The organism is Rubripirellula obstinata, from assembly GCF_001642955.1.
Lineage (GTDB): Bacteria > Planctomycetota > Planctomycetia > Pirellulales > Pirellulaceae > Rubripirellula > Rubripirellula obstinata.
Genome location: NZ_LWSK01000039.1, coordinates 43,074 through 49,247 on the forward strand (window position 1 = coordinate 43,074; position 6,174 = coordinate 49,247).

Annotated in this window: 4 protein-coding genes; 3 read left to right on the plus strand and 1 reads right to left on the minus strand. The window is 53.5% G+C overall.

What is annotated here, in order from left to right:
- Window positions 1–57: 57 nt before the first annotated feature.
- On the minus strand, window positions 58–975 hold the full coding sequence (locus tag RC85_RS11770) for a polysaccharide lyase (protein WP_068262810.1): 918 nt from the start codon (window positions 973–975) through the stop codon (window positions 58–60).
- A 307-nt stretch (window positions 976–1,282) separates the two neighbouring features.
- Here RC85_RS11770 and RC85_RS11780 point away from each other — a divergent pair, with 307 nt between their 5' ends.
- From RC85_RS11780 to RC85_RS11790, 3 genes are all read left to right on the plus strand, one after another.
- Window positions 1,283–2,665, plus strand: coding sequence for a Gfo/Idh/MocA family protein (locus tag RC85_RS11780; protein ID WP_068262816.1), 1,383 nt, complete (start codon window positions 1,283–1,285; stop codon window positions 2,663–2,665).
- Window positions 2,666–2,901: 236 nt separating this feature from the next.
- Window positions 2,902–3,429 (plus strand): RNA polymerase sigma factor, encoded by a 528-nt coding sequence (locus tag RC85_RS11785; RefSeq protein ID WP_068262819.1) that lies wholly within the window; start codon window positions 2,902–2,904, stop codon window positions 3,427–3,429.
- A gap of 58 nt (window positions 3,430–3,487) precedes the next feature.
- Window positions 3,488–5,788, plus strand: a complete 2,301-nt coding sequence (locus RC85_RS11790) for a VWA domain-containing protein (RefSeq protein ID WP_068262822.1) — start codon at window positions 3,488–3,490, stop codon at window positions 5,786–5,788.
- Window positions 5,789–6,174 lie beyond the last annotated feature (386 nt).

Consider the following 6,174-nt stretch of genomic DNA (forward strand, 5'->3'; position numbering starts at 1 on the left):
CCCAACTGAACCCTGGCGGGATCAGCTACGTTTTGATCAGTTTCTGAGCGAAGTTTCTTACCTCAACACTTCGACTTCAAATTCATCGAAGAAAATCGTTTCGTCTTTCGATGGACCCCAATCGTCACTGCTGCCGCCAAAGAAAGTGGTAAAGTAGAACACGTCGATCTTAAGATCGTTGGTCTTGCGGAACTCGATGTTCCTGGCGTCCAGAACTTGCTTTCCATTGATGAATGATTTGATTCGTCCGTTCGCTCGCCCGACTTTGTTCAGCTTCAACAAAGTCACGATGCGGTAGAATTGTCCGGAATTGATTTCGATTCGTTCGCCGTCTTCATCGGTCCAATACAAGTTGTCTTCTTGTCGTCCATCGTTGTTGAAACCGCTCGTTGGATGTTTGACGTATTGCACCAAGTTTGCCTTGGTTTGAACCGGGGCGCCCGGTTGGCCTTCGTGATCAGTTCGCCACATCATGCGAGCACCAAAGCCGTTGAAACCGTCCGCTTGCGTTGATCCGGTCGGAGCCGTTCCGCCCGCCAAGCCGGGAAGCTTTCCACCGCGTACGAAATCGAATCCATCAGCGAACTTAACGCGGTAACGAAGACGAACCATCTGGCCGCCTTCCTCGAAATCAAACTTCCATTGAGCACCGCCGTCCTTGGGGCCAACACCGCCGGCGGGGAAATCAACCGCCATCGCTCCGCCGCGTCCGCGGTAAGTATTCGCGCCCTTCACGATCGAAACACGCTCTTCACGAATTCCATCTTCCCAAACGGGATCGTTCCAGTCGGATTCCCAGTCATCCTTGGTGTAAAGTTTTGCCTCCGGATAGTCATCAAACTTCAGATCTAACATCTTCTGACCTGAAACCGTTGATGGCGACAAAACACTCGACCCAACGAATAGGAATGTCAGGCACATCAAGTTCAGCAACTGACGCGACTTGAACAGGCGATTGATTGGGAAGGTCTTCATGGAAACAATCTTGATAGTAGGAGCAATTTCTCCGCCAAAGGCACTAGGCGGTAAGATGGGGATTTTAGGTCGTCTTTTTCATGTCGCAAGGATTGCAGCGATTCTCTTTTTTAACGCCCCACTCTATCTCTTTAAGGTAGATAGAAAGGAAGATCCGTACCCCTTAGGCATCTCTGATAAGTGAAGATTCTCCCAAACGCGGGTTTCAGCTCGCTTGAATCGAAGGCATTCAGCCAGCTCGACGCTTAGACTGATGGGACTTTGACGAAGCCAATTCATTCTCAAATACCCGCGTTTCCCGACTTCAATGTCTCAATCATCAAATAGCCGCCCATCCAACAGTCGCCGCCGGTTTTTAGCATCCAGCACCGCAATCTCCGCATCGGTCGCCATGAACTTTGCCGCAGAAGGAAAAGTTGCAGAAGGGAAAGCAGCGGACGAGCAAGCCGCAGGTCCGAACGAAAGCCCAAGTCCATCGGCTGATGACAACACGGACCAGGATGCTTCGATGCCGATTCGCATCGCCTTGGTTGGTGCCGGCGGCCGCGGAACCGGCGCGGTGATCGATTCGCTTTCGATCAACGAGAACGTCAAGCTCGTTGCGATGGCTGATATGGATGAGCGGATTTTGGCGTCGGCTCGCAAGAGGCTGTCAAAACGTTATCCCGAAAAGGTGGACGTTGCAGAGAAAGACATGCACGTCGGCATCGATTCTTATCAACGCATTTTGGATGATCCGAAAATCGATCTTGTCTTGATGGCCACGCCGCCCGGCTTTCGTCCGCGACAGGTTCTTGATGCCGTGGAAGCCGGCAAGCATGTGTTCGCAGAAAAACCGACTTGCGTTGATCCGGCTGGATTCAAAATCTGTTTGGCCGCTCACGATAAGGCAGTCGAAAACGGTACCTGCATCGTCACGGGGACTCAGTACCGGCGGCAAGTCAATTATGTCGAAGCGATCAAACGCATTCACGAAGGCGTGATCGGTGACATCGTTTCGGCGACGTCGCGTTACTGCGGCGCGGGGATTTGGTTCAAGAATCGTCGGCCCGACATGAGCGACACTGAGTACCAGATTTACAATTGGATGCACCACATCTGGTTGTCCGGTGATCAGATTGTTGAACAATCCGTCCACAACATTGACGCGATGAACTGGATCATGGGCGGACCACCTGAATCGGCGTACGCCAGCGGCGGACGGTTTACTCGCCCCGAAGGCAGCGAGATGTGGGACAGCATGTCGGTGGACTATCTGTATCCCGGCAATCGCAGCGTGTCGTTTAAGTGCCGACAAATCCCTGGCACCGATGGCGAGAATTCCAACGTCATTCGCGGCACCAAGGGGCATGCGGTGATCTATGGAATCAACCGCGGGGCGTTTCTTTACGACGCGGAAGGTGCTGAAATCTGGTCGATGAAAGGCGACCTGTCCGCCGCGTACCAGCAAGAACACAAAGTGCTGGTGAACGCCATCCGCAGCGGCAAACCGATCGTCGAACTACGCGAAACTAGCGAGAGTTCTCTAACCGCTGCGATGGGCCGCGTCGCTGCCTACACCGGTAAGCATGTGTCTTGGAAGTTTATGTCCGAAGAATCCAAATTGGATCTCTTCCCCAAAAAATTGGACATCAACAGTTCGCTTCCCGAGCCCAAGCATGCGATTCCGGGTAAGACAAAGCTAGTTTGAGACGCAGTTTTTAACCACAGAGTCACTGAACGGCACTGAACGGCACCGAACGGCACTGAACGGCACAGAGGATTGTACCGACAACCTGAATCCACCCCTCGTAGGTCTCTTTCTCTCTGTGCCCCTCTGTGCCTCTGTGGTTCATTATTTTCTTAAAATCCGACCTAATAAAGTCGCTGCTCGGTCGTCTTCCTGATCGAACCGCATCTTTTCTTCCCTCTTGATCCACGCCATCGATGAACCGAACTGATCGAAAATGGCCGGCCAGCGAATTGTCGGGCATTATCGACCGCTTCGAGCGACCATTGTTGGCGTATGCGTCTCGCATGCTCGACGGCGATTGGCAGGGAGCACAGGACGCGGTGCAGGAAACGTTCCTGCGGTTGTGCCGCGAAGATCCGTCAAAGATTGAATCTCGCGTCGCAGCTTGGCTATTCACCGTCTGCCGAAGCCGAGTGATCGATATGCAACGAACCAAACGCCCAGTGTCAGTCGCGATGGGGCCGATCGACGCATCAGTGCAAACGATGCCCGACGATTCGCCCGACGCATCCCAGATCGCAAGTGACGCCGAAGAACAGGCCAAACTGCAAGGCTTGCTCGATGACCTAACTCCGCGTCAACAAGAAGTTATCCGGCTGCGAATGCAAGCCGGGCTGTCCTACAAAGAAATCGCCAGCGTGACCGGCATGACGGTCAGCAACGTTGGCTTCCACCTGCATGAAGCCATCAAATCACTGCATGGTCGTCTCGCTGCTCCCTAACAAAGAGACCTGACCCCTTTTTTGCATCCCACGCACACAAAACACTTTGGTTTCTGTTATGTCTTCTGAAAACAAATCTCCTTGGAATGATCCTCGCATCACTGCTTATGTGTTGGATGAATTGCCGCCCGACGAACGGGTGTCTTTTGAAAAAGAAATGGCCGCTGATGAAGCGTTGTCACAGGCTGTCGCCGGCGCTGGCGAAGTCACGGGACAATTGTCAGCCCTGTTTAAAACCGAAACGACACCTCCGCTGACCGATCACCGTCGCGCTGCGATCATCAACGAACCGGCGACCGTTCGACCTGAAGATGAAAAGACCAACCGAGCAACGGTGATCGCATTTTTGGCCATCGCCGCAACCGCATTGGCGTTGATTGGACTATCCCCAATGTTGAAAACGCAGCAGGTTGCACAGGTCGATCAAGTCATCGCCAGCGATCGTTCGGCTGATGAAATGGAAGTGGCTCTTTCGGGGAGCAGAATCGTGTTGAATGAATCCAAGCCAGTTGACTCGAAACCCGAATCGATCGCGCAGATAGAGAACCAAGACAAAAGCCAATCTATCTCGGCAGGCTACGCCATGGCACCACCGGTTCCCGTGATGACGCAAAGCGAACCGCAATCGGAGGCTTTTTCAAAAGTCCAAATGAGTCAGTCGCCAAATGTCAAGAACGTCAGGCGAGAATCATTGCAAGAAGTTAAGAAAGCTTTCCAGGAAGATCGAGCGAGAATCGGCAGGCAGCAGAGGGATATCGTGGAGCAAACTAGAATCGCATCAACGCGTGCAGCAGAAATCCGGCCCGCCCAAAGCGACTTTAAGTTTTACATCACACCAAGAATCATCATCCAAGAAGAAGAGCAACTTGCTCAAACCGGTTTCGATCCGCGTTCCGCTCTCGGCCGTGGCCCCGGCATGGCAGGAGACCAGTTTGACCCGATCGTTGAAAACAACTTCATCCGCACTGCCGATCATCCGCTCAGCACCTTTTCCGCCGATGTCGATACGGCCAGCTATTCCAAAGTGCGTGACTTCTTGATGCGAGCGAATCAAATGCCGCGTCCTGATGCGGTGCGTATCGAAGAGATGGTGAATTACTTCGATTACGATGACGCACCGCCCGCCGACAATGCCGAGCATCCCTTTGCCGCTCGAGTGAACATCACCGAATGCCCTTGGAATGACGGGCATCGATTGGCTCGGATCGCCATCAAAGGGAAAACGATGAAGCCCAAAGAACGCCCGAATTGCAACTTGGTTTTCCTGCTGGATACCAGCGGTTCGATGAACGCAGCCAACAAGTTACCGCTGGTGGTCGAAGGCATGAAAATGTTGACCGGCCAACTGACCAAGAAAGACAAGGTCGCCATCGTCGTGTACGCGGGATCTGCTGGAATGGTCTTGGATTCCACATCGGCAAAGAAGAAGAAAAAGATCCGCCGCGCACTGGAGAATCTGTCCGCCGGTGGCAGCACCAACGGCGGCCAAGGGATCGCCCTGGCCTACCAAACCGCTCGTGAGCATTTCATCGAAGGTGGCGTCAACCGAGTCATCCTTTGCACCGACGGTGATTTCAATGTCGGGACAACCGGAACTGATTCACTGGTCCGGATGGTCGAAAAAGAAGCCAAGGACGACGTCTACTTAACGGTGCTTGGTTTCGGAATGGGCAATCACAACGACGCCATGCTGGAACAAATCAGCGGTCGCGGAAACGGCAATTACGCCTTCATCGATAACCAACGTGAAGCGCATAAAGTCTTGGTCAAGCAGACGGCGGGAACGTTGGTCACGATCGCCAAAGACGTCAAACTGCAAGTCGATTTCAATCCCGCCAAAGTCGGTGCCTATCGTTTGATCGGTTACGAAAACCGCATGCTGGCGAAGGAAGATTTCAACGATGACACAAAAGACGCCGGTGAAATCGGTGCGGGCCACAGCGTGACGGCATTGTACGAATTGGTGCCGCCGGAATTGGCCGACGAAGTGACAAAGCCGGCCGTGGACGAGTCTGAGTTCACCAAAAACGATGACGACGAAGCAGCCCCCGTGGTCGAGAGTAACAAGACGCTGGTCGTTCGGATCCGTTACAAGCAGCCCGAGTCCAGTAAGAGCACGCGAGTTGATTTCCCGGCGATTGATACAGACCAATCGTTTGCCGATGCCAGCGTTGACACGCGATTCACCGCTGCCGTTGCCGGCTTTGGAATGCTGTTGCGTGAGAGCAAGTTTTCAGGCGACTGGGAACTTGCCGACGTTTTGAAAGTCGCCAAGTCCGCGATCGGTGATGACCAAAGTGAGCTGCGAGCCGAGTTTGTGCAGTTGGTGAAGAAGGCGAAGCAGTTGAGTGGAAAGTAGTTCTTCGGCTTGTCGTGATCATGCCGTCTTCGGCGAATTCTTTCGTAGCTGGGCCCGCCAGGGTTCAGTCGGGTACAGATCAAGGCCGTGAAGAGATTCTGGACTGTTTAACCGCGTGGGCATCGCCCCGCGCGGTGAAGGGTTTCTAAATCGTTTAACCGCGTGGGCATCGCCCCGCGCGTCCATGCGGGGCGTAACGCGCGGGGCAACGCCTGGGCCGCTAAATCTTTGGTATTGACATAGTATTTTGCAATTAAGAATTTGTTCCGCTTTCAGTCCAATGCGGCCATTCGAATCGTAGGAGGCAACTCGATCGATTTCCGTTGCGGGCTTGTCCCGGCGGAATCACAACTGGCGGCTACCAATGCTCCGTTTCAACGCCAACA